The organism is Rahnella sp. AN3-3W3 (assembly GCF_003263545.1).
GTDB lineage: Bacteria > Pseudomonadota > Gammaproteobacteria > Enterobacterales > Enterobacteriaceae > Rahnella > Rahnella variigena.
The window spans coordinates 1-19,400 of the sequence record NZ_JYDG01000091.1 but is presented as its reverse complement, the minus strand read 5'-3'; the positions used below and the strand labels follow the sequence as shown (position 1 = coordinate 19,400).

The window sequence follows — 19,400 nt, the reverse complement described above, 5'->3', positions numbered from 1 at the left end:
GCATTTTTTAGGATAAGTTTAATTCGGTTCCTGCTATTTCCCTATGGCTATCCAATAACCGTAATGTCCCCCTGAAGTGGCGCCTACCATCATTGTAAAAGTTGAAGGTGTAGCTGGAAGAGCTGCAAAAGGATACGCAGTTGACGAAGAGGAACGTGCGTTATCATAACTTGAAACAACAGTATAATTAGTGTCACTAAATGGAACAGGAAGGCTGATGGTTGTCGGTGAACCTGATAAGCCAGCAAGGGAAATACCACGTTGTATAATGTCACCACTTGGTAATCTTATCCAATTAGGGCCACTTGCAAATGCGGACATATCAGGAATTTGGTTAATGCCTGTACCTACTCCACGTTTTGCTGCTTCACCCAGGCCTAAGTTTTCTAACACTTTGGCAACGAGATTCTTGTCTTTAATTTCTTTCAAAGCATTCGCAATTTGTAAGTATTGCGCATGTGGATTCACAGCCGCCACATGTTTCGCCATCAGGTCATCCGCATACGTCTTAACCTCAATGACTTTATCATCGACATATTTGCGAGTTGCCAGTACCACAGACGGATCAATTTTCAGCGTTACCGCGTCAGTGCTGTTTACCACTAAAATCATACGTACGGTTTGAGTGCGGCCGCTGCCTTCCTGTAACTGGGGTTTATAGGTTTCAGGGCAGTTGGCGATAGCAATCAGCGTATTGTCCTGATCAAATAAGCCAATCTCGCGGATCCAAAATCCCCCCTGATCTTCGGGAATGATCTGTTCAGCAATGATCTGGTTAGTATTCGCCGGATCAACGCTGAGTGAGTTGAGTGAGGCGCGACGTTTTTCGCCGATCAATTTTGTTTGTGCCGGATCGGGCGTTGGCAAAATACCGCCGCCATCACCGACAGCCATTTGCGTCAGACTTAGTTGTGTACCCAGCGCGGTAGCATTGGCCAGTTTCGCTGCACCCAGATTGGTCAGCAACGCATAATATTTAGCTGTCATAATTAACTCTCAGGTTGTCGATTAAATGAATGGCTGAACCGGTATAGACAGAGCCGGATGCAGTAATGGTTTCAGGGAAATAGGGATAAACCGTCAGTTCTTCGCCGTCGTAAGTCGCTGCGGCGATATAAAAATCACCGGTGACGTCCAGATTGATGGAGAGCCCGATCAGATGACGGCTACAGGGTTTGGCATCGGTGATCAGGCGTTCGAGTTCCTGGTACATTTCTTCCGTAATGCCCGTTTCAAGTACGCCGACATCAAGGCGAAAAGTGCCCGGAACATCGTGGGTCTGCCACCATTCGGTGACGCGAATTAAATATCCCAGCGGTTCAACGACCCGTCGCAATGCGCCGATGGTGCCTTTGTGTTTATGAACGAACCAGGCGGCGAGAACGGCAGAGCGTTTCGCCGGTTCGGTCCAGTTTTCATCCCAGCGATCGACCGAAAATGCCCAGGCAAGATAAGGCAGCAACTCCAGCGGGCAGGTATCAGGATCCCAAAGTTCACGCAGAGGAACGCTGAGATTACCTATTTGCGACAGCGCCTGTGCGGCCGCAACTTCAAGCTGAGTAGAACCCGAAGGTAACAGACGATTACTCATCCGAGCCTCCCACTGTCAGTGAGTAATCGGTACAAAGTGACGCCTGAGTTTTATCAAGCACGATGTCTGCCAGCGGTGATGAAAGCTCAACACGCTGAACGCCTTCAACATGCAAAGCGGCATAGATTGCAGAAAGCCGGATATCGCGACCTAACCGGCTTTGCGTGTTGATGTAGGTTTTCAGCTGCGCTTCAGACGCCGCACGGACGGGCTCAATTTCAGGTGTAGGCAAAACATACAGCACGGCATCAATCTGATAAGGCACAATCTCAGCTGCCTGTACTGTGACGCGATCGGCAACCGGACGGACATCTTCATCGTTCAGGGCTTTCTCCACGGCAAGGAGCAAATCACTGGAGGCAACGCCGTCGTCATCACGTGACAAAATAGTGACGGTCACTTCAGCGGGCGACGGGCTGATTGCCGATGCATCCGCAATGCGCCCGTCTGCCGAGCGGGCATGATATTCGTAAGCGCCGGTCGGACCGGCCACGCTTAACCCTTCAAATGCCTGAGGGATGCGCATACGTAAATCACTATCAGCTTCCAGAATGGCAGCCGTTGGCGGGATGGTGGTGTTATCCGCTGGCTGTAAAACCAGGCGCTGAACATTAAAATTCGCCGCCAGCTGATCCAGATCGCTGCCTGTCGCATACGCCACCATTACCGCGCGGGCGGATTCGTTAACTCGCTGGCGCAGGATCAGTTCGCGGTAAGCGTTCTCCTGCAACAGCTTGACCAGCGGTTCGGATTCCAGCGTCAGTGTCCGGCTGATGGCTTCCTGCTGGTCGGCGGGATAGAGCGAAATCAGCGTCGTTTTACGTTCTTCAAGCAGGGTTTCATAATCCAGTTGTTCGACCACATCGGGGGCCGGTAACTGGCTCAAATCGATCGTTGCCATAAGTGTCAGCTCACAGGAATATTCAGGGAAAAATCCGTCGCCGTATCGTTACGGCTTCCGGTCAGTTCAATCACCATCTTGCCGTCGTAGCCGGTGTCAAAAGTGATAGCAGTCAGTGAAACGCGGGGTTCCCACTGCAACAGGGCGGTGTAACACACGGCCATCATCTGTAGCCGCAGGGCGCCGTTTTGCGGCTGATCAATCAGCTCCGACAGCAGCGAGCCGTAATTACGGCGCATCACTCTTGAGCCCACCGGCGTATTCAAAATATCGCTGACGGACTGGCGAATATGGTCGAGATCTTCGATAGCCAGACCGCTATTTCTGTCCATCCCCAGGTATTTCGGATTGCTCATTGCGGGCCTCCTGTCTGACCGCCACCGGTCTGAACACCGCTGTGGCGATGGGTATGCACAACGATGCCGTTGGATGTCAGGCTGCCGCCGCTATGGATTAAGTTGCCGGTCAGCGTGCCACCTTGTTTCACTTCAAGGGATCCGGTGGTCAGCTTGCTTGTGCAAACCACTTCCGGCGTGTCCAGCGTGATGCGGGTGCTGGCGGTGCAGCGGATTTCGGGCGCTGTTACCTCCACTTTCTGCGATGCGTTGATGACTGCGGTTTTAATTCCCGTCACTTTTAAAGCGCTTTGTGCCGGTTCGTATTCAAAAACGGCGCCGTCCGGGAAGGCCAGATGAAGGGCATCTGGCGAAGCCGATGGCGCGGGTGAGGCATCGGAGAAAACGGCGGGTAAGACGAATGCCGTATTCAGTTCGCCGCCCATCGAGAGCAGCAAAACCTGCTCGCCGACGGAAGGCGCCCACCAGCTGCGCGTGCGGCCAGCGCGGTGCGTCATCCACGGCAGCCAGGCCGTTACGTTGCTGCCCGTCGCAACGCGGCAACGTGCGTTGGCAAGATCCAGTTCTGAGACGTTGCCGATGCGCACCAGATTGCCAATCAGCCGCATTATGTCGTTGAGTTGAAGAGTCGTATTCATGGGATAAAGGATGCCGTTTCAGAGGGTTGAGCGACAACCGTTGACCGTTCGTCAGCGGCTGACACAACAAGGTTTACCGTGTCACACCGTCCAGCTGCTGATCAGTTCTCCGTTGAGATAAACCTCACGCGGCAGCGTCACGTTTTCCGGCAATGGGGGTTCAGGCAGATGCGTGATGGTGCGGACATCTTCTGAATCTGAAACCTGCACGCGCTCAGTCAGTTGCAGCGTCAGGACCAGGCTGTTCGCCTGCTGAGTGAAAGTGAAATCACTCAGCCGGTGCGCCGCGTTGCCGAGGATCTCAGGCTGATTAACCTGCAGCCAGTCGAGGACGGTGACCACGGTCAGATCGACCAGTATTTCGCTGATCGCTTCATCCGTAATCGTCACTGTCAGCGGATAGCGATATTCAAAAGACAGCGAAGGTGCCGATGTGGCTACCACGTTGCCGGCGCCGGTAGTCAGGGCCAGTTTTTCCGGTGCGGCAGTAAGCTGAGGGATTTGTTCAGTCAGCCGTTGTTGCAACTGAATCGGTTTTTGCATGTTGTGCCTCCTGACACTTTTTGATGGCTTCGATTTGTAAGCCGCAATCCATCAGCGCAGATTCCAGCTGGAGAATGTCGGCGCTCAGATCTTCATTGGTGACCGGTTTGCTGGCCGGCATCGGGCATGAGCTGACCGCCGGACAGCCAACGTAAATAATCGATGGCGGAGCTGAAGGCGGGACGCTGGTGCAGCCGGCTAACATCAGCAGGTAGCCCGGTATCAGCCCACTGACGGGTTTGCAGATTTTCATGGAGGCTCCTCTGCCTTTGTTTTTCGCGGCTTTGCATCATTTGCCGGGCCGTGCTCAGGTCTTCACGTAACGCCAGCTCAGCCTGCTCGCGCTGGCGCATTTGCTGGTTCAGAACGGTGATCAGCTGATCCCGTTGCTGCACCTGAGCCGCCAGGGCATCGCGTTGCAGACCAGCGTTGTTGAGGTCGTGCTGTAATGAACGGTTGGAAAGCAGCAGGATGGCGATCAGCAAAACCATCCCGGCCAGAAGTGCCGGTAACAGGCGCATTCAGACCCCTTTCAGGCAGACGGCACGCTCGGCATTTCGCCTGCGTTCCAGTCCGCGATTACGTTCACCATTAACGAAAACCCAGCGCGGGAGCTGATCACAAGCTTTCTGCCACTGCTGCTGGTTGATGAAAAATGCCAGCGTGGATTGACAGGCTGCTCCGGTGCCGACGTTAAAACCGAAGGACACGACGGCATCAAAAACCGGCTGTGGCATGGTCACCGGCATACATTTTTTAATGGCGCGCTCGGTCTGCTGAATATCTGCCAGCAGGTTTTCAGCGGCCTGATGTTCGGTAATGGTTTGTGCCGGTTTAACCCCTGCGGTGTGGCCGATGCCGCTGGTCCATACACCGGCACTGCACTGGTAGGGCTGCAGCTGACAGCCTTCAAAATCGGTGATAAGCCGCAATCCTTCTGCCGACACCTGCAGTGACAGATAGCCTGGCAATACCGCCATCAGCCCTAACACCACGGCAGCACTGCAGCGTTTAAGAGTTGAGGTTTTCATAGGTGTCTTTGCGCAGGCCGCTGCGTGCCAGCAACTGATAGCTTTTGCGCCGGTAATACCAGTTGATCAGGAACGTACCGACCCCGACACCAGAGCCGACCAGAAAGGCGAAGTCCTGCGATGTCAGGCTGGCGAGCCAGGTCAGTGAGGTGGCAATAAAATAGGCGCAGCCTGAACTGATGCGCTCAGTACTCAGTCCCATAATTTGATCGCCTCCTGAACCGGTTGTTCTGCAATGTCAGGTAAATCAACGGCCGTACCGTGAGGCAACAACGGACCTAAATCGGCGATGCCTTTATTGGCGGCAAAGACTTTTTCGACGACCGCAGCGGTACGGTTGTAATAACGCCAGCAAAGGGAATCGAGGGTGTCGCCCTGTTGTGCATAGACTTTCATGGGTTTTCTCCGCGAGTGAGTAGAATCGTCAGTTGATGAGATCAGTCTGCGGAATAGGGCGTGGAGCGGCAATCTGGAAGGGATGTGAAACGACTGGCACAACAGAGAAGCAGATAAATAACACAGGGAGAGGGCGGGGCGCTTAGTCCGGAGGGAAACCGGTCGGGCAAGCGCCAACAATGTTGATTACTACCGCCGCAGGGTCTGGTATTCAGTGAGGGTCGTCAGTACTCCCGTTGTAGCAGACTGCGTTCTGGTTCTCGTCAGTCAGCGCCTGACCTGCCAGTTCTGAGATCAGCGACATCATGACCAGAAATTCTTTTGGATTGCATTGGGCTGTCTGCGATATGTCTGCGATCAATTGTATCCTGGACAACGTTAGCTGTTGTTTAGTCAGGTTTTCCATTTTCTCCCCTCGCCAGATACTGTGTTTATATACAGTATTCTTTAATTGATCTAATACGTCAACACTCAGGGCATTTTAAAATTTATAATTGCTTGAATTTAAGCATGAATTTTTATTGGCACGGTTTTTGTGGTGATTGCCGGTTATATTCGTCGGAGGCGATCCACAGTTATTGACAGAACTCCAAGGTAAGCGAATCTCCGGCATTTCCACAGAACAAGGCCGGTGACGGACAATCCGCCATTGTTCGGTATGTGTCAGGTAAATAAGCGAAGTACCAAGATGCGGCGCGTAAATGCCGATGACTTTATGACGGGGCTCGCCCCAGGCATTGGTTTCCCCGCTGAGCTGGCGCGCAACGCGAACCGTTTGCTCTTTTCGCGGAATGTGTATGCCGCCCTGTGCCTGAATATAACCGGCAAAATCCCCCTGGTCGGCGGCGCTGCGGACGTCCTCTACGCGTTTATCAAAGCGGCTGTTCAGACTCTGATGTCTGATCCGCCGACATTCACGCCACGCGCCGACGGCAGGAATGCCAATGGCGTGAAATTGCGGGATCCGCCACGTCGATGCCCATGAGGTGACCGCAGTCGCGACATCAGTAAGCAGGCGTCCGGAGTCAAAATCCTTTTCGCCATCAAGCGCATAACCATCAATATTCTTGGAGACGTATTTCGCAATGTAACCCGCCGCACCGCCGCGGTTCAGCGGCTTACAATTAAAACGTGACTCCGCAGCGCCTGGCTCATCCGGATCTTCTTCCAGTGCGTAACGGCGCATTACTTCAGTCACCTTTTGCTGCTGATTCGCTGGTGTGAACAGCATCATGTGCCAGTGCGGAGTGCCGTCGTGATGCGGTTCGACGACGCGCACACCGTACACTTTCAGGTTCCGGTCTTTAAACGTGGTGCGGATTTTTGCCCAGACCGCGACCAGATAACGTTGTGCATCTTTGGGTGTAAACGCGTGCTGATCCCATTTCTGGTTAAAAATGGGTGATGATCCGGCGCCAGTCGTTTTCAGCGGATGGTATTTTGAAGGTGTGGTCAGCGTGATAAACAGGCCGCAGTCCCGCTGCTGGTCAGCAACATCTTCGATACCGGCGATCAGCGTCATCAGTTCCATACGGCGAAGTTTAGGGTTGGAAATGCTGGCTAATACGGTCTCCAGCAGGCTCAGTGTTTCCCCTGATTCGACATTTTCGAGCTGGCATTGTTTCAGGTAATTAATGGCGGATAAGCGGCGTGACACCACATCACGGATGGCATTTTTACTGGCATATGGCGATGTTGCGCGGCTCACATAACCACAGGCAATCATCAGGGCTTCGCGCCACAAACGCTGTTTTGAACGCAGCTGTTTTTCCCACCATTCACCACTGACCAGACGGGAAATACTGGCGACGGCTGAATGTGCGGTCATACGGCCTTTTTGCCATCTCTGCCAGTAAAGAGGCTGTACGCGACACGAGCGGGCCATCGCGGCGATATGCCCGTAAATCTCGTGCTGCGTGCTGTCTTGCAATAACACGTCGGGTTGATCAGGTCGATTTTGCAGCCACCGTTCACAGTGATATTCGTAAGCATCTTGCATATGCACTGCCAGCTTGCTGGCCAGCCTTCTCAGGCTGTCATCATTAAGATCAGGCAGGCGGTTAAACATCTCTTCTTCCATGAGGAGCTTTTGCGAGATCTGACGGTTCAGGGTGTTTCGCGCATTCACCTGCTGAATCCGCGGCCACAAACGCTGCGTAAACACTGTCATCAGAAAATGAACCGCCGCGCGGACTCCCTTTGTTTTCAGCAAAAACGCATACCGCTGATGTAAAGGCGTACGCAGACAGCGAGGCAATGCTGCCATCCGGGAAAGGGCTGTTTGCTGGCGCAGGCAGAAATCACGGTTAAGAGGTTTTTCCAGCGGACTGCTGAGCGCCGGTCGCGGGGCATTCCACCCCCATTTCCCTGCGAACAATTGCCCCGCTGCCCGGTTAAAAGCCGGCGGCGGGGAAGGCATTACCCTGCCTCTGTTATCTGACATGTTTATTTCCGAAAATTAGAATACAAAAAACCTTCTGGAAATAAGTTTATTTCCAGCGCAGATACGAAAATTAATAGCATTAATCTGAGGGTTTATACGGGGCGATAATTCTTTCTTTTAATTTCCTCAATTTCCTGGCACTCAATACATCGCTGTACACCGGGAATGATTTTCCTGCGTGGCTCCGCAATGGGAGTGTCACAATCCACGCAGAAGAAGGCAGACGGCGAAGGCTGCGTGCGGGTAGCCTGCGTAATCTGTGCTTGAAGGATTTTTAACTGATACTCCTGCGATTCATCTATCCAGTCTGCCATCAGTAAAGTTCTCCTTTAAATATCGCCGTGAAATGGCGTAGTGATAATAAGGCCTGTGTTATTTTCATTTGTTCCTCATCATTTAATTGTGAATATGTCAGTAAGGTATGATGACGTTTAAGGCCGGCATGAAAACATAAGGTAAGTTTCCATTTTTCACTGGCCTGATCATAAATAACCTCAACCCGATCCTTACTCTGAGCGAAATAAATTTCTTTCAGATGAGCGATATGGCGCAGTCCGGTCTGGCGCTGCTGCTCTGTTCCTAAAAACATCGCGTCTCCTTATTTCTCCACGACGCCGTAAATTTGGTATCATGGTCGTCAGTCGGTACATTACATAATCAATCTAAGCTTGCATTTGCGAGTTGTCAAGATGATATTTACAGATTCAGGGGTTTTCGCCAGATGCAATTAGATGAACTTGAAGGTGGAAAAGCTGTTCTGACGCGTATGCTTCAGGCTTACGGCTTTAGCATGCAAAAGGAACTGGGGGATCTGTACGGTTTGTCATCTGGAACGATAAGTACCTGGGTAAGAAGAGATTATTTCCCCGGTGATGTGGTCGTGGCCTGTGCGCTGGACACCGGCGTGTCATTACGCTGGCTGGCGACAGGCAAAGGCAACATGCAGGATTCAGCGCTTTCAGGCGCAGCAGCGTCCGGTGATATCCGCCAACTTAAAAAATTGAGATTGCGTGGCGGAGCGCTGGAAGAAGAGGGCGTCTGGTCTGTTGATCCTTCGCTGCTGGATGACTCGCTGACTCAACCGGCTTATGTTGTGAAAGGCCATCACTCGTGGATTATTGATCTGGGCAGTACCCATCCGGGCAATGGCCGCTGGTTGCTGGATATCGATGGTGATCTGGATGTTTACGATGTGGCCCGTATTCCCGGTAACCGACTCAGCGTGACGCGTCAGGAAAGCCATTTCGAGTGTGGCGTGGATGAAGTGACTGCCCTGGGGCAGGTCTTTATTACTCTGGATCGTAATCTTTAAATTTTGTTTCCTCAGCAGCATACCCGCTGCTGAGGGCATTCCCTGCCTCATCCTCTCTATATCTTGTCCTGAATTCCCATGACTTACCTGTTAACACGTATGTAACAATTACGGTACACCTCTTTGAGCTAAGATTCTCTTTGTGTAAATATAACTTTCCATTGCATGCTTGGTTACGCTGTATTGGTAATGTTATGTTTACAAGTAAGGCTTGATAAGTTTACGTGCTGTGTTAATGTTGTCCGCAGATGCCTCTGTGGCAGCCCATTTTCCTCATAGCGGAACACGATCATGCAAAAAGACGCCCTGAATAATGTTCACATCACTGCTGAACAAATCCTTATCACTCCTGAAGAGTTGAAAAACCGTTTTCCTTTAAGCATCAGCGACGAAAACAGTATTTCCGAAGCACGTAAAACCATCGCCGATATCGTGCATGGACGTGATCCTCGCCTTCTGGTGGTGTGTGGCCCTTGTTCAATTCATGACGTTGATGCCGCGCTCGATTACGCACGCCATCTGAAAACACTGGCGGCTGAGCTGAGCGATCGTTTGTACATCGTGATGCGCGTTTACTTTGAAAAACCACGTACCACTGTCGGCTGGAAAGGGTTGATTAACGATCCACACATGGACGGTACGTTTGATGTGGAAGCAGGGCTGCATATTGCCCGTGATTTGCTGCTGCAACTGGTCGGCATGGGTTTACCGCTGGCAACTGAAGCGCTGGATCCAAACAGTCCGCAATACTTAGGCGATCTGTTCAGCTGGTCAGCAATCGGTGCGCGTACCACGGAATCTCAGACACACCGTGAAATGGCGTCTGGTCTGTCAATGCCAGTTGGCTTCAAGAACGGCACCGACGGCAGCCTGGGCACGGCGATCAACGCCATGCGTGCAGCTGAGATGGCGCACCGTTTTGTAGGCATTAATCAGGCCGGGCAGGTTTGCCTGTTGCAGACTCAGGGCAACCCGGACGGGCATGTGATTTTACGCGGCGGTAAGACACCAAATTACAGCGAGCAGGACGTTCAGGCATGTGAAAAACAGATGACCGACGCGGGACTCCGTCCTTCCTTGATGATAGATTGCAGTCACGGTAACTCAAACAAAGACTATCGTCGCCAGCCTGTTGTGGCTCAGTCCGTCATCGACCAGATTAAAGCCGGTAACCGCTCTATCACGGGGCTGATGCTGGAAAGTCATCTGAACGAAGGCAGCCAGTCTTCTGAACAACCGCGTTCAGCCATGAAATACGGTGTGTCTGTGACGGATGCCTGTATCAACTGGGAAACGACTGAAGACCTGCTGCGTACCATGCATCAGGAACTGGGCGATGCGCTGGCGGCACGAATCGCAGGAGAGTAAGTTTTTATGGTGGCAGAACTTAACGCGTTGCGCGATCAGATCGACGACGTTGATAAAGCGTTGTTAGATCTCTTATCACGGCGTCTTGCGCTGGTGGCGGAAGTCGGTGAAGTCAAAAGCCGTTATGGTTTGCCGATTTATGTGCCTGAACGTGAAGCAGCGATGCTGGCTTCACGTCGTCAGGAAGCGCAAAACCTCGGTGTTCCGCCGGATCTGATTGAAGATGTATTGCGCCGCGTGATGCGTGAGTCCTACTCAAGCGAAAACGATAAAGGCTTTAAGACGCTGCATCCGGCACTGCGTCCGGTGGTGATTATCGGCGGGAACGGGCAGATGGGGCGTTTGTTCACCCGTTTGCTGGAGCTTTCCGGTTATCAGGTGAAAGTGCTGGAGCAGGAAGACTGGCCGCAGGCAGAAACATTGCTGGCGGATGCCGGAATGGTCATCGTCAGTGTACCGATCCATCTGACCGAAGAAGTGATCGCACGTCTGCCGAAACTCCCTGATGACTGTATTCTGGTGGATCTGGCGTCGGTAAAAAACCGTCCGCTGCAGGCAATGCTGGCAGTGCATGAAGGCCCGGTACTTGGTCTGCATCCGATGTTCGGTCCGGATGTCAGCAGCCTGGCTAAACAGGTGGTGGTGTATTGCGATGGCCGCGAACCTCAGGCATATCAGTGGCTGCTTGAGCAGTTGCAGGTCTGGGGCGCACGGTTGCATAAAATCAGCGCCGTCGAACATGATCAGAATATGGCGTTTATTCAGGCATTGCGTCACTTCGCGACCTTTGCGTATGGGCTGCATTTGTCAGAAGAGAATGTGCAGATCGAGCAATTGCTGGCACTGTCTTCACCGATTTACCGCCTCGAACTGGCGATGGTCGGACGACTGTTTGCGCAGGATCCGCAGCTTTATGCTGACATTATTATGTCGTCAGAAAGCAATCTGGCGCTGATAAAACGTTACTATCAGCGTTTTGGTGATGCGCTTGCTCTGCTTGAAAGCGGTGATAAACAGGCGTTTATCGACAAATTCAGAAAGGTTGAGCACTGGTTTGGCGATTATGCGCCACGCTTCCTGAAAGAAAGTGGTGCGCTGCTGAGACAGGCTAACGACAACCGTAAGTAAGTTGTCCTGAAATGAAAAAAGGGCGCTGCCATTGTGTGCAGCGCCCTTTTTGTTTGCGAGAAATTACAGGTTGTTTGTGAAATTACAAATCAACAGAGACGACGTTCTCGCTTGGATAACAGCCGAGCACTTTCAGCGAACGGGTGATCGGAGCCAGATCCTTCAGCGCCTTTTTCATTTCTTCAGAACGCAGGTTGGCCTGCACATCGATATAAAACATCTCTTCCCATGGATTGCCGTTAATCGGGCGAGATTCCAGTTTGGTCATGATGATGCCCTGATCGCGCAGCACCAGCAGCGCATTTACCAGCGCACCTGCCTGCTGGCCGGTCGCCATAATCAGCGTAGTTTTGGCCGGAACCTGATCTGTGACTTCAATTGCCTTGCGTGCCAGGATAATGAAGCGGGTAATGTTTTCCTGCTGGTTCGCCAGATTATGTTCAAGCACCTGCAGTTTATACAGCGCGCCACCGGCTTCGCTGCCGAGCGCCGCCACGTGTGGAGAATTGGCCGCGGCCACTTTTTCCATCGCCGCCGCAGTGCTTTCGCAGTATTCAATTTTCCAGTGAGGGAAGCGGTTGATGAACTGACTGCATTGCTGGAAAGGCTGAGGATGGCTGTAAACCGTCTGGATCTGCGACAAATCAGTATCGGTCGCAACCAGTACGCAATGATTGATAGGATTGGTCAGCTCACCCACAATCGACAGGCTGGTGTGTTGCAGCAGATCATAAACGTCATTGATTGAACCGGAACTGGTATTTTCAATGGGCAATACGGCGTAATCGGCCTGACCGGTTTCTACCTGAGAGAAGATATCCTGGAATTTCTGGCAGCCACATTCGATGAACTGGTCGAAATGGCGGGCGGCAAACTGGCGTGCGGCAAGATGTGAATAAGAACCTTTCGGACCGAGGAAAGCGATACGGGCGGAATCAGAAGGGGTTTTATTCAGATGTTGCTGGAGCAGAGCCTGCTGGGTCAGAACGGAATCTTCAATGATCAGCTGATACACGCGGGTAATGTAATGACCGTCGAGCCCCTGTTTTTTCCCTTCCTGAATCAGTGCGTTAATCAGTTCAATTTCACGTTCTTTGTCGCGGATCGGGCGGTGAGAGTGCATTTTGGATTGCGCGACTTCTATCGCCATCGTGCGTCGTTCTGCCAGCAGAGCCAGCAGTTTCAGGTCTAATGCGCTGATGCGTTCGCGCAGAGCCAGTAATGAGTTCTCGGTCATGTTGTTACCCTTTTTGATGTTCTTTCTTTCAGCAAAATGTGTAAAACGCAGGCATAAAAAAAGCCCCCTTTTCAGGAGGCTTTGTTGTTCGTCTTCGCATTCATTCTTTCGCGACGAAACGCCTCCCAATCAGGGGAAGGTAAAAAAGAATGCGAAGAAAAACAGACGGGTATTCATGTGAGCGTTGTTTCCATAATTTTGAGCAGAGTCTTAAAGTAACCGCTGGCTTTTCTCTGTGTCAATAAGATTTCCTCAAGACACAAAAAACGCGCTCCTGAGAGCGCGCTGTGAACTGCCTTTCCGATAAGCCGGTTATTCCTCTTCTTCCTGCACCGGTTCCAGATTGAGTTCTTTGACGCCAGATTCTGCACGGCGGGCTTCACCCTTGTGCTGCGCTTTGTTGAGCTGACGCTCAAGCTTTGCGGTCATGTCGTTAATCGCAGCGTACATATCATCGTGCGTAGCACTGGCAACCAGTTTCCCGTTTGGTGTACTGATGGTCGCATCGGCGACAAATCCCTGAGGTTCTTTCGACAGGATTATATGCGGGTTAATGAGCTGAGTTTGCCATTTATCCAGTTTTTTCAGACGGCCTTCGATGTGTTCACGAATCGCGGCGGTGATGTCCATTTGTTTACTGGTAATGTTGACTGTCATATGACTTACCTCTCTTATTTCCGTCTCCGATGAATCCAACATACCAGCCTTTTTTATGAAATGCCTGTCCAAAACCACGGTTTTTTGTCACTTTTTGTCAACTTTGGCGTTTATGTGACCCAGGGTAATTAATGGCGGGAAAGGCCTTGAGACTTCGCTAAGGAGCAGGCATGATTGATGGGATCAGTGCATTATCTTCTGCGTTTTTTAACCTGTTTTTTCGTTCATCACGTTCACTCTTCTCTGACTTTTCCCGAATCAAAGCCAAAAAAAACGGCAGCCTGAGCTACCGTTTGTGTGTACGGACATTTTAAAATTATGCTGCGTTATTGGCCGCAATAATTTTCGCAACTTTATCAGCCTGGTTGTTCAGCTGCAGTTCACGATAGGCGCTTTCCATCAACGGCAGCGCGTCATGCGTCGCTTTCGTATCCGGGTAATCTTTCAGCATTTGCTCAACACGGTTAACAACAGCGACGTAAGCACCGCGTTTAGTGTAGTATTGCACCACTGACAGCTCGTATTTCGCCAAACGATCTTTCAGGAATACCAAACGTTTAGTCGCATCAGTGGCGTACTGGCTGTTTGGATACGTGTGGATCAACTGGCTGAAATCGCGGAATGCTGCACGCGCATGCTGCGGATCACGGTCTGAACGATCAACACCGAAGAATCCTTGCAGCGCACTGTCATCCAACGCCATATCCGTTAAACCACGCATATACATGACGTAGTCGATGTTTGGATGGGTTGGGTTCAGACGCATAAAGCGATCAATAGAAGCCTGAGCCATTGGCAAGTCAGCAGACTTGTAATAGGCATAAATCAGATCTAACTGAACTTGCTGCGAGTAAGGCCCAAACGGATAGCGGTTATCCAGCGCTTCTAATTGCGCAATCGCGCCTTTAAAGTTACCGTCCTGCAGCTTTTGCTGGGCAGTGGCATAAAGGACGTTAGGCGGGTTATCGGGAACCGTTTCTTTGGAACTGGAGCAACCGACCAGCGCCAGGCTCAACGTGGCTGCTGCCACCAGATATTTCACACGCGTCATGACGTTTTGATTATCCTCAGGTGTTATTCTGGGAGACTGTCCGTTAAGCTCCCGACAAAGACCAGCTACAATAGCACATTATTTTAAACGGCATCGCCGTGAAAACCCAACGTTAACCAAGAAGCTGCATATGGCACAACAAGTACAACTCACCGCAACGGTGGCCGAATCTCAACTCGGTCAACGGTTAGATCAGGCTTTGGCCGAATTGTTCCCTGATTATTCAAGATCTCGCATAAAAGATTGGATCCTTGAAGACAGGGTCACGGTCAATGGCAAAAAAGTGACCAAACCAAAAGAAAAAGTGTTGGGTGGCGAGGCTATCGCAATCGATGCGCAAATTGAAGAAGAAGCGCGTTGGCTGCCACAAGATATCGCTTTAGATATCGTGTATGAAGATAACGATATTTTAGTCATCAATAAACCCCGCGATCTGGTTGTTCATCCGGGTGCAGGGAATCCTGATGGCACGGTACTGAATGCTTTGCTGCATTATTACCCTGCAATCATTGATGTTCCTCGCTGCGGCATTGTTCACCGTCTCGATAAAGACACCACGGGTCTGATGGTCGTCGCGAAGTCAGTTCCTGCGCAAACGCATCTGGTCACTGCACTTCAGGCGCGCGAAATTACCCGCGAATATGAAGCGGTCGCTATTGGTACAATGACGGCAGGCGGCACAGTGAATGAGCCGATTGCGCGCCATTCCACCAAGCGTACGCACATGGCGGTTCATCCGACCGGCAAACCGGCGACCACGCACTATCGCATTATGGAGCATTTCCGTGCTCATACGCGTCTGCGTCTGCGTCTGGAATCCGGCCGTACGCATCAGATCCGCGTACATATGGCACATATTAACCATCCTCTGTTGGGTGATCAGCTTTATGGTGGCCGTCCGCGTCTGCCAAAAGGCGCTTCCGAAGCATTTATCAATATGCTGCGTAGCTTTGATCGTCAGGCTCTTCATGCGACCATGCTGCGTCTTTATCATCCGGTAACCGGTATTCAGATGGAATGGCATGCGCCACTTCCGCAGGATATGGTTGACCTGATCAATGCGCTTAAAGCGGATACCGAAGAGTTCAAGGACCAGATGAACTGGTAATGAGCCTGCTTATCCAGCCTCAGTGGCCGCAACCGGCATCGGTGCGGTCATGTGCGACAACCCGCGAAGGAGGCGTCAGTCTGCCACCTTACGGTTCGCTTAACCTCGGCAGTCATGTCGGGGATTCTCCTGAGCATGTTGCGCTGAACCGCCAGCGGTTGATTGAACTTGGCGGTCTGCCTGCTTCGCCACACTGGCTGGAGCAGGTTCATGGCACCGACGTGGTTCGTTTATCATCGCAAACTCCTCTTATTCCGACACAGATTGCCGATGCGGCCTATACCCGCGAGCCAGGCGTTGTCTGCGCAGCAATGACAGCCGATTGTTTACCGGTTCTGTTTTGCAGTAAAAACGGCGATGAAGTGGCTGCAGCGCATGCGGGCTGGCGTGGTTTGTGTGCAGGCGTGTTGGAAAATACGGTTGCCTGCTTTGAGGCTGCTCCCGCAGAAATCATGGCGTGGATGGGACCGGCAATTGGTCCTGCGCATTTTGAAGTCGGCGGAGAAGTGCGTGACGCCTTTTTGGCGGAGAACAGTATTGCATCCGTTGCTTTTACCCCAGCGGGCACCAAATTTAGGGCCGACATTTACCTGTTAGCCAGATTGCGTTTACAGGCCGCTGGTCTCACCGCTATTTATGGCGGCGAGTATTGCACTGTGACCGACAGCACCACATTTTACTCTTACCGGCGCGACGGAATTACCGGACGGCTGGCAAGTTTAATTTGGCTGATATAACCTATCGAATCAAGACGATCCATCGCGCATAGCAGCAGTCCTCCTAATATACTGCCAAGATAACCTTGAAAACGTGAGGGTTGACCTCATCTAGTCTCCAGTAGCAATTTTGTTCAGTATTGGAGGTGTTATGCGTCTGGATCGTCTTACCAGCAAATTCCAGCTTGCCCTCGCGGATGCTCAGTCACTCGCGCTCGGGCGCGACAATCAATTTATCGAACCTGTTCACCTGATGAGCGCTTTGCTTACTCAGGAAGGCGGGACCGTTCGTCCTTTATTAACTGCGGCTGGGGTAGATACCCAGAAACTGCGCACGGACGTTGATCAGGCTTTGGGGCGTTTGCCGCAAGTTGAAGGTACCGGTGGGGATGTTCAACCATCCAATGAACTGGTACGTGTTTTAAATCTTTGTGACAAATTGGCACAGCAGCGTGCTGATACCTTTATTTCTTCAGAACTGTTTGTTCTGGCTGTGATGAAAGACCGCGGCTCTTTAACGGATGTGTTAAAAGCCTGCGGCGCAACTGCCGAGAAAATTACTGCGGCTATCGATCAAATGCGTGGAGGTGAGAAAGTGGATGACCAGAATGCCGAAGACCAACGTCAGGCATTGAAAAAATTCACTATCGATCTGACCGAACGTGCCGAGCAGGGCAAACTGGATCCGGTCATCGGTCGTGATGAAGAAATTCGCCGAACCATTCAGGTTCTGCAACGTCGTACCAAAAACAACCCGGTTCTTATTGGTGAGCCTGGTGTCGGTAAAACCGCGATTGCGGAGGGGCTGGCACAACGCATCATTAATGGTGAAGTGCCGGAAGGCCTGAAAAATAAACGAGTGCTTTCATTAGATATGGGCGCACTGGTGGCTGGCGCAAAATATCGCGGTGAATTTGAAGAACGTCTGAAAGGCGTGCTGAGTGATCTGGCTAAACAGGAAGGCAACGTCATTCTGTTTATCGACGAATTGCATACCATGGTTGGCGCGGGTAAAGCCGATGGCGCGATGGATGCCGGCAATATGCTGAAACCGGCTCTGGCGCGTGGTGAACTTCACTGCGTAGGTGCGACGACATTAAATGAATATCGTCAGTTTATAGAGAAGGATGCGGCGTTAGAGCGTCGTTTCCAGAAAGTGTTTGTTGCCGAGCCTTCTGTTGAAGACACCATCGCTATCTTGCGTGGCCTGAAAGAACGCTACGAGCTGCATCACCATGTCCAGATTACTGACCCGGCTATCGTTGCGGCGGCGACGTTGTCCCACCGTTATATCTCGGATCGTCAGTTACCGGATAAAGCGATCGACCTTATAGATGAAGCGGCATCCAGCATTCGTATGCAGATGGACTCTAAACCGGAGTCTCTGGACCGTCTCGATCGCCGTATTATCCAGCTGAAACTGGAACAGCAGGCGTTGAAGAAAGAGTCTGATGACGCCAGTGTGAAACGTCTGGAGATGCTGGAAACCGAACTGAACCAGAAAGAGCGCGAATATTCTGAGCTGGAAGAAGAGTGGAAAGCCGAAAAAGCTTCCCTGACTGGCACGCAGAATATTAAAGCGGAACTGGAGCAGGCGAAGATCACGCTTGAACAGGCTCGCCGCGTGGGTGACCTGGGACGTATGTCAGAATTGCAATACGGGAAAATACCGGAACTGGAAAAACAGCTGGCAGCGGCCACTCAGGCGGAAGGTAAAACCATGAAGCTGTTACGCAACCGCGTGACAGATGTGGAAATTGCCGACGTGCTGGCGCGCTGGACCGGTATTCCGGTGGCACGCATGCTGGAAAGCGAACGTGAAAAACTGCTGCGTATGGAAGAAGAGTTGCACAATCGTGTGATTGGTCAGAACGAAGCGGTTGAAGCGGTATCGAATGCGATTCGTCGTAGTCGTGCAGGGTTGTCGGATCCAAACCGCCCGATCGGGTCATTCCTGTTCCTCGGTCCGACCGGTGTGGGTAAAACAGAGCTGTGTAAGGCGCTGGCGACATTCCTGTTTAACAGCGATGACGCGATGGTTCGCATCGATATGTCAGAGTTTATGGAAAAACACTCCGTTTCACGTCTGGTCGGTGCGCCTCCGGGTTATGTCGGTTATGAGGAAGGGGGGTACCTGACCGAAGCGGTTCGTCGTCGTCCTTACTCTGTCATCTTATTAGATGAAGTAGAGAAGGCGCACCCTGATGTCTTCAACATCTTATTACAGGTGCTGGATGACGGTCGCTTAACGGACGGGCAGGGCAGAACGGTCGACTTCCGTAATACGGTGGTCATCATGACCTCTAACCTGGGTTCAGACATTATTCAGCAACACTTTGGCGAGGCCAGCTATGCGCAGATGAAAGAATCAGTCATGGAAGTGGTCACACACAGCTTCCGTCCGGAATTCATCAACCGTATAGATGAAGTTGTCGTGTTCCATCCGCTGGGCCATGCGCATATTAAAAACATCGCTAAGATTCAGCTGGAACGTTTGTATAAACGTTTAGAAGAACACGGCTATACGGCAATGCTCACCGATGCGGCGCTCGAGTTGCTGGGCAATACTGGATTTGACCCGGTTTATGGCGCGCGTCCGTTGAAACGTGCCATCCAGCAGGAGATTGAAAACCCGCTGGCTCAGCAAATTTTGTCTGGCAAGCTGATACCAGGTAAGCCAATTACTGTCGATGTGGAAAATGATCACATCATCGCAAGACAGTAATTAGGTAATAAGGAAGCTAAAACGCTCCGGAGCAATCCGGAGCCCGTTTTTTATGCACTTTTTGTTCGTTATTAATTCATTTGATGAATTTATGGGCGGTTGATGAGAAAAGTGAAATTAGCCCTTGCGGCCTGCTGAGAACTCCCTATAATGCCGCTCCATCGACAGGGAACAACGTTAACAACATCACGAAGTAACC

25 protein-coding genes and 1 other annotated feature are annotated in these 19,400 nt (G+C 51.6%); of the genes, 6 read left to right on the top strand and 19 right to left on the bottom strand.

The features are described from left to right. Positions 1-33: 33 nt before the first annotated feature. The 15 genes from UC15_RS20785 to UC15_RS20720 all read right to left on the bottom strand — a co-directional run bounded on the left by UC15_RS20785 (position 34) and on the right by UC15_RS20720 (position 8,488). Positions 34-987, bottom strand: coding sequence for a phage tail protein (locus UC15_RS20785; RefSeq protein WP_112290626.1), 954 nt, complete (start codon positions 985-987; stop codon positions 34-36). Beyond that, the gene (locus UC15_RS20780; protein ID WP_112290625.1) at positions 977-1,591 is read right to left on the bottom strand and encodes a phage tail protein I; all 615 of its coding nucleotides are present in this window, start codon (positions 1,589-1,591) and stop codon (positions 977-979) included. The genes UC15_RS20785 and UC15_RS20780 overlap by 11 nt, the downstream gene beginning before the upstream one ends. Beyond that, the gene (locus UC15_RS20775) at positions 1,584-2,492 is read right to left on the bottom strand and encodes a baseplate assembly protein (protein ID WP_112290623.1); all 909 of its coding nucleotides are present in this window, start codon (positions 2,490-2,492) and stop codon (positions 1,584-1,586) included. The genes UC15_RS20780 and UC15_RS20775 overlap by 8 nt, the downstream gene beginning before the upstream one ends. A gap of 5 nt (positions 2,493-2,497) precedes the next feature. Next, a complete protein-coding gene (locus UC15_RS20770; RefSeq protein WP_112290622.1) occupies positions 2,498-2,848 on the bottom strand; it encodes a GPW/gp25 family protein in 351 nt (116 codons plus the stop codon). Beyond that, positions 2,845-3,486 carry a phage baseplate assembly protein V gene (locus tag UC15_RS20765; RefSeq protein ID WP_112290620.1) on the bottom strand — a complete coding sequence of 214 codons (642 nt, stop codon included), beginning with the start codon at positions 3,484-3,486 and terminating at the stop codon, positions 2,845-2,847. Before UC15_RS20765 ends, UC15_RS20770 begins: the two co-directional genes overlap by 4 nt. Before the next feature lie 81 nt (positions 3,487-3,567). Beyond that, positions 3,568-4,029, bottom strand: coding sequence for a phage tail protein (locus UC15_RS20760; RefSeq protein WP_112290618.1), 462 nt, complete (start codon positions 4,027-4,029; stop codon positions 3,568-3,570). Continuing rightward, positions 3,992-4,234, bottom strand: coding sequence for an Rz1-like lysis system protein LysC (gene lysC, locus UC15_RS26090; protein WP_232829959.1), 243 nt, complete (start codon positions 4,232-4,234; stop codon positions 3,992-3,994). Before lysC ends, UC15_RS20760 begins: the two co-directional genes overlap by 38 nt. After that, positions 4,122-4,550, bottom strand: coding sequence for an Rz-like lysis system protein LysB (gene lysB / locus UC15_RS20755; RefSeq protein WP_112290617.1), 429 nt, complete (start codon positions 4,548-4,550; stop codon positions 4,122-4,124). The genes lysC and lysB overlap by 113 nt, the downstream gene beginning before the upstream one ends. Further along, positions 4,551-5,060, bottom strand: coding sequence for a lysozyme (locus UC15_RS20750; RefSeq protein WP_112290615.1), 510 nt, complete (start codon positions 5,058-5,060; stop codon positions 4,551-4,553). After that, on the bottom strand, positions 5,041-5,262 hold the full coding sequence (locus UC15_RS20745) for an HP1 family phage holin (protein WP_112290614.1): 222 nt from the start codon (positions 5,260-5,262) through the stop codon (positions 5,041-5,043). Before UC15_RS20745 ends, UC15_RS20750 begins: the two co-directional genes overlap by 20 nt. Further along, complete coding sequence (locus UC15_RS20740) at positions 5,253-5,456, bottom strand: tail protein X (protein WP_112290612.1); 204 nt, start codon at positions 5,454-5,456, stop codon at positions 5,253-5,255. The genes UC15_RS20745 and UC15_RS20740 overlap by 10 nt, the downstream gene beginning before the upstream one ends. A 211-nt stretch (positions 5,457-5,667) precedes the next feature. Beyond that, positions 5,668-5,862, bottom strand: coding sequence for a hypothetical protein (locus UC15_RS20735; protein ID WP_112290611.1), 195 nt, complete (start codon positions 5,860-5,862; stop codon positions 5,668-5,670). A 75-nt stretch (positions 5,863-5,937) separates the two neighbouring features. After that, on the bottom strand, positions 5,938-7,899 hold the full coding sequence (locus UC15_RS20730; RefSeq protein ID WP_112290609.1) for a replication endonuclease: 1,962 nt from the start codon (positions 7,897-7,899) through the stop codon (positions 5,938-5,940). A gap of 92 nt (positions 7,900-7,991) precedes the next feature. Next, positions 7,992-8,213: a TraR/DksA C4-type zinc finger protein gene (locus tag UC15_RS20725; RefSeq protein WP_112290608.1), complete on the bottom strand. Its 222-nt coding sequence runs from the start codon at positions 8,211-8,213 to the stop codon at positions 7,992-7,994. Further along, on the bottom strand, positions 8,213-8,488 hold the full coding sequence (locus UC15_RS20720) for a DUF5347 family protein (RefSeq protein ID WP_112290606.1): 276 nt from the start codon (positions 8,486-8,488) through the stop codon (positions 8,213-8,215). Before UC15_RS20720 ends, UC15_RS20725 begins: the two co-directional genes overlap by 1 nt. A 132-nt stretch (positions 8,489-8,620) precedes the next feature. On the opposite strand from UC15_RS20720, the gene UC15_RS20715 reads away from it, so the two are divergent. The 3 genes from UC15_RS20715 to tyrA all read left to right on the top strand — a co-directional run bounded on the left by UC15_RS20715 (position 8,621) and on the right by tyrA (position 11,707). Next, positions 8,621-9,211 (top strand): phage repressor protein CI, encoded by a 591-nt coding sequence (locus UC15_RS20715; RefSeq protein ID WP_112290605.1) that lies wholly within the window; start codon positions 8,621-8,623, stop codon positions 9,209-9,211. A gap of 291 nt (positions 9,212-9,502) precedes the next feature. Then, the gene (locus UC15_RS20710; RefSeq protein ID WP_112290603.1) at positions 9,503-10,579 is read left to right on the top strand and encodes a 3-deoxy-7-phosphoheptulonate synthase; all 1,077 of its coding nucleotides are present in this window, start codon (positions 9,503-9,505) and stop codon (positions 10,577-10,579) included. Positions 10,580-10,585: 6 nt separating this feature from the next. Then, on the top strand, positions 10,586-11,707 hold the full coding sequence (tyrA, locus tag UC15_RS20705; RefSeq protein WP_112290601.1) for a bifunctional chorismate mutase/prephenate dehydrogenase: 1,122 nt from the start codon (positions 10,586-10,588) through the stop codon (positions 11,705-11,707). Between the two features lie 82 nt (positions 11,708-11,789). On the opposite strand, the gene pheA is transcribed toward tyrA, so the two are convergent. The 4 genes from pheA to bamD form a co-directional block, all read right to left on the bottom strand. Further along, a complete protein-coding gene (gene pheA / locus UC15_RS20700; RefSeq protein ID WP_112290600.1) occupies positions 11,790-12,944 on the bottom strand; it encodes a bifunctional chorismate mutase/prephenate dehydratase in 1,155 nt (384 codons plus the stop codon). A 53-nt stretch (positions 12,945-12,997) separates the two neighbouring features. Beyond that, positions 12,998-13,122 (bottom strand) — a sequence feature (Phe leader region). Then, positions 13,074-13,121, bottom strand: a complete 48-nt coding sequence (locus tag UC15_RS26285) for a hypothetical protein (RefSeq protein ID WP_369794779.1) — start codon at positions 13,119-13,121, stop codon at positions 13,074-13,076. Its footprint overlaps the feature before it by 48 nt. 134 nt (positions 13,123-13,256) lie before the next feature. Further along, complete coding sequence (raiA, locus tag UC15_RS20695) at positions 13,257-13,601, bottom strand: ribosome-associated translation inhibitor RaiA (RefSeq protein WP_112290598.1); 345 nt, start codon at positions 13,599-13,601, stop codon at positions 13,257-13,259. A gap of 316 nt (positions 13,602-13,917) precedes the next feature. Beyond that, positions 13,918-14,652, bottom strand: coding sequence for an outer membrane protein assembly factor BamD (gene bamD, locus UC15_RS20690; RefSeq protein WP_112290596.1), 735 nt, complete (start codon positions 14,650-14,652; stop codon positions 13,918-13,920). Between the two features lie 130 nt (positions 14,653-14,782). On the opposite strand from bamD, the gene rluD reads away from it, so the two are divergent. The 3 genes from rluD to clpB all read left to right on the top strand — a co-directional run bounded on the left by rluD (position 14,783) and on the right by clpB (position 19,201). Beyond that, positions 14,783-15,760 carry a 23S rRNA pseudouridine(1911/1915/1917) synthase RluD gene (rluD, locus tag UC15_RS20680; RefSeq protein WP_112290595.1) on the top strand — a complete coding sequence of 326 codons (978 nt, stop codon included), beginning with the start codon at positions 14,783-14,785 and terminating at the stop codon, positions 15,758-15,760. Beyond that, positions 15,760-16,497: a purine nucleoside phosphorylase YfiH gene (yfiH, locus tag UC15_RS20675; RefSeq protein ID WP_112290593.1), complete on the top strand. Its 738-nt coding sequence runs from the start codon at positions 15,760-15,762 to the stop codon at positions 16,495-16,497. The genes rluD and yfiH overlap by 1 nt, the downstream gene beginning before the upstream one ends. A 130-nt stretch (positions 16,498-16,627) precedes the next feature. Then, on the top strand, positions 16,628-19,201 hold the full coding sequence (gene clpB, locus UC15_RS20670; RefSeq protein WP_112290592.1) for an ATP-dependent chaperone ClpB: 2,574 nt from the start codon (positions 16,628-16,630) through the stop codon (positions 19,199-19,201). The last annotated feature ends 199 nt before the right edge of the window (positions 19,202-19,400 follow it).

Bases quoted from the DNA above. Each gene is read 5' to 3' on its own strand.
- UC15_RS20740 (WP_112290612.1), bottom strand. From the start codon at position 5,456: ATGAAAGTCTATGCACAACAGGGCGACACCCTCGATTCCCTTTGCTGG.
- UC15_RS20725 (WP_112290608.1), bottom strand. From the start codon at position 8,213: ATGGCAGACTGGATAGATGAATCGCAGGAGTATCAGTTAAAAATCCTT.
- UC15_RS20785 (WP_112290626.1), bottom strand. From the start codon at position 987: ATGACAGCTAAATATTATGCGTTGCTGACCAATCTGGGTGCAGCGAAA.
- lysC (WP_232829959.1), bottom strand. From the start codon at position 4,234: ATGTTAGCCGGCTGCACCAGCGTCCCGCCTTCAGCTCCGCCATCGATT.
- rluD (WP_112290595.1), top strand. From the start codon at position 14,783: ATGGCACAACAAGTACAACTCACCGCAACGGTGGCCGAATCTCAACTC.
- UC15_RS20730 (WP_112290609.1), bottom strand. From the start codon at position 7,899: ATGTCAGATAACAGAGGCAGGGTAATGCCTTCCCCGCCGCCGGCTTTT.
- UC15_RS20780 (WP_112290625.1), bottom strand. From the start codon at position 1,591: ATGAGTAATCGTCTGTTACCTTCGGGTTCTACTCAGCTTGAAGTTGCG.
- yfiH (WP_112290593.1), top strand. From the start codon at position 15,760: ATGAGCCTGCTTATCCAGCCTCAGTGGCCGCAACCGGCATCGGTGCGG.
- lysB (WP_112290617.1), bottom strand. From the start codon at position 4,550: ATGCGCCTGTTACCGGCACTTCTGGCCGGGATGGTTTTGCTGATCGCC.
- bamD (WP_112290596.1), bottom strand. From the start codon at position 14,652: ATGACGCGTGTGAAATATCTGGTGGCAGCAGCCACGTTGAGCCTGGCG.
- UC15_RS20720 (WP_112290606.1), bottom strand. From the start codon at position 8,488: ATGTTTTTAGGAACAGAGCAGCAGCGCCAGACCGGACTGCGCCATATC.
- tyrA (WP_112290601.1), top strand. From the start codon at position 10,586: ATGGTGGCAGAACTTAACGCGTTGCGCGATCAGATCGACGACGTTGAT.
- UC15_RS20745 (WP_112290614.1), bottom strand. From the start codon at position 5,262: ATGGGACTGAGTACTGAGCGCATCAGTTCAGGCTGCGCCTATTTTATT.
- clpB (WP_112290592.1), top strand. From the start codon at position 16,628: ATGCGTCTGGATCGTCTTACCAGCAAATTCCAGCTTGCCCTCGCGGAT.
- UC15_RS20765 (WP_112290620.1), bottom strand. From the start codon at position 3,486: ATGAATACGACTCTTCAACTCAACGACATAATGCGGCTGATTGGCAAT.
- raiA (WP_112290598.1), bottom strand. From the start codon at position 13,601: ATGACAGTCAACATTACCAGTAAACAAATGGACATCACCGCCGCGATT.
- UC15_RS20710 (WP_112290603.1), top strand. From the start codon at position 9,503: ATGCAAAAAGACGCCCTGAATAATGTTCACATCACTGCTGAACAAATC.
- UC15_RS20760 (WP_112290618.1), bottom strand. From the start codon at position 4,029: ATGCAAAAACCGATTCAGTTGCAACAACGGCTGACTGAACAAATCCCT.
- UC15_RS20770 (WP_112290622.1), bottom strand. From the start codon at position 2,848: ATGAGCAATCCGAAATACCTGGGGATGGACAGAAATAGCGGTCTGGCT.
- UC15_RS20775 (WP_112290623.1), bottom strand. From the start codon at position 2,492: ATGGCAACGATCGATTTGAGCCAGTTACCGGCCCCCGATGTGGTCGAA.
- UC15_RS20715 (WP_112290605.1), top strand. From the start codon at position 8,621: ATGCAATTAGATGAACTTGAAGGTGGAAAAGCTGTTCTGACGCGTATG.
- UC15_RS20750 (WP_112290615.1), bottom strand. From the start codon at position 5,060: ATGAAAACCTCAACTCTTAAACGCTGCAGTGCTGCCGTGGTGTTAGGG.
- pheA (WP_112290600.1), bottom strand. From the start codon at position 12,944: ATGACCGAGAACTCATTACTGGCTCTGCGCGAACGCATCAGCGCATTA.
- UC15_RS20735 (WP_112290611.1), bottom strand. From the start codon at position 5,862: ATGGAAAACCTGACTAAACAACAGCTAACGTTGTCCAGGATACAATTG.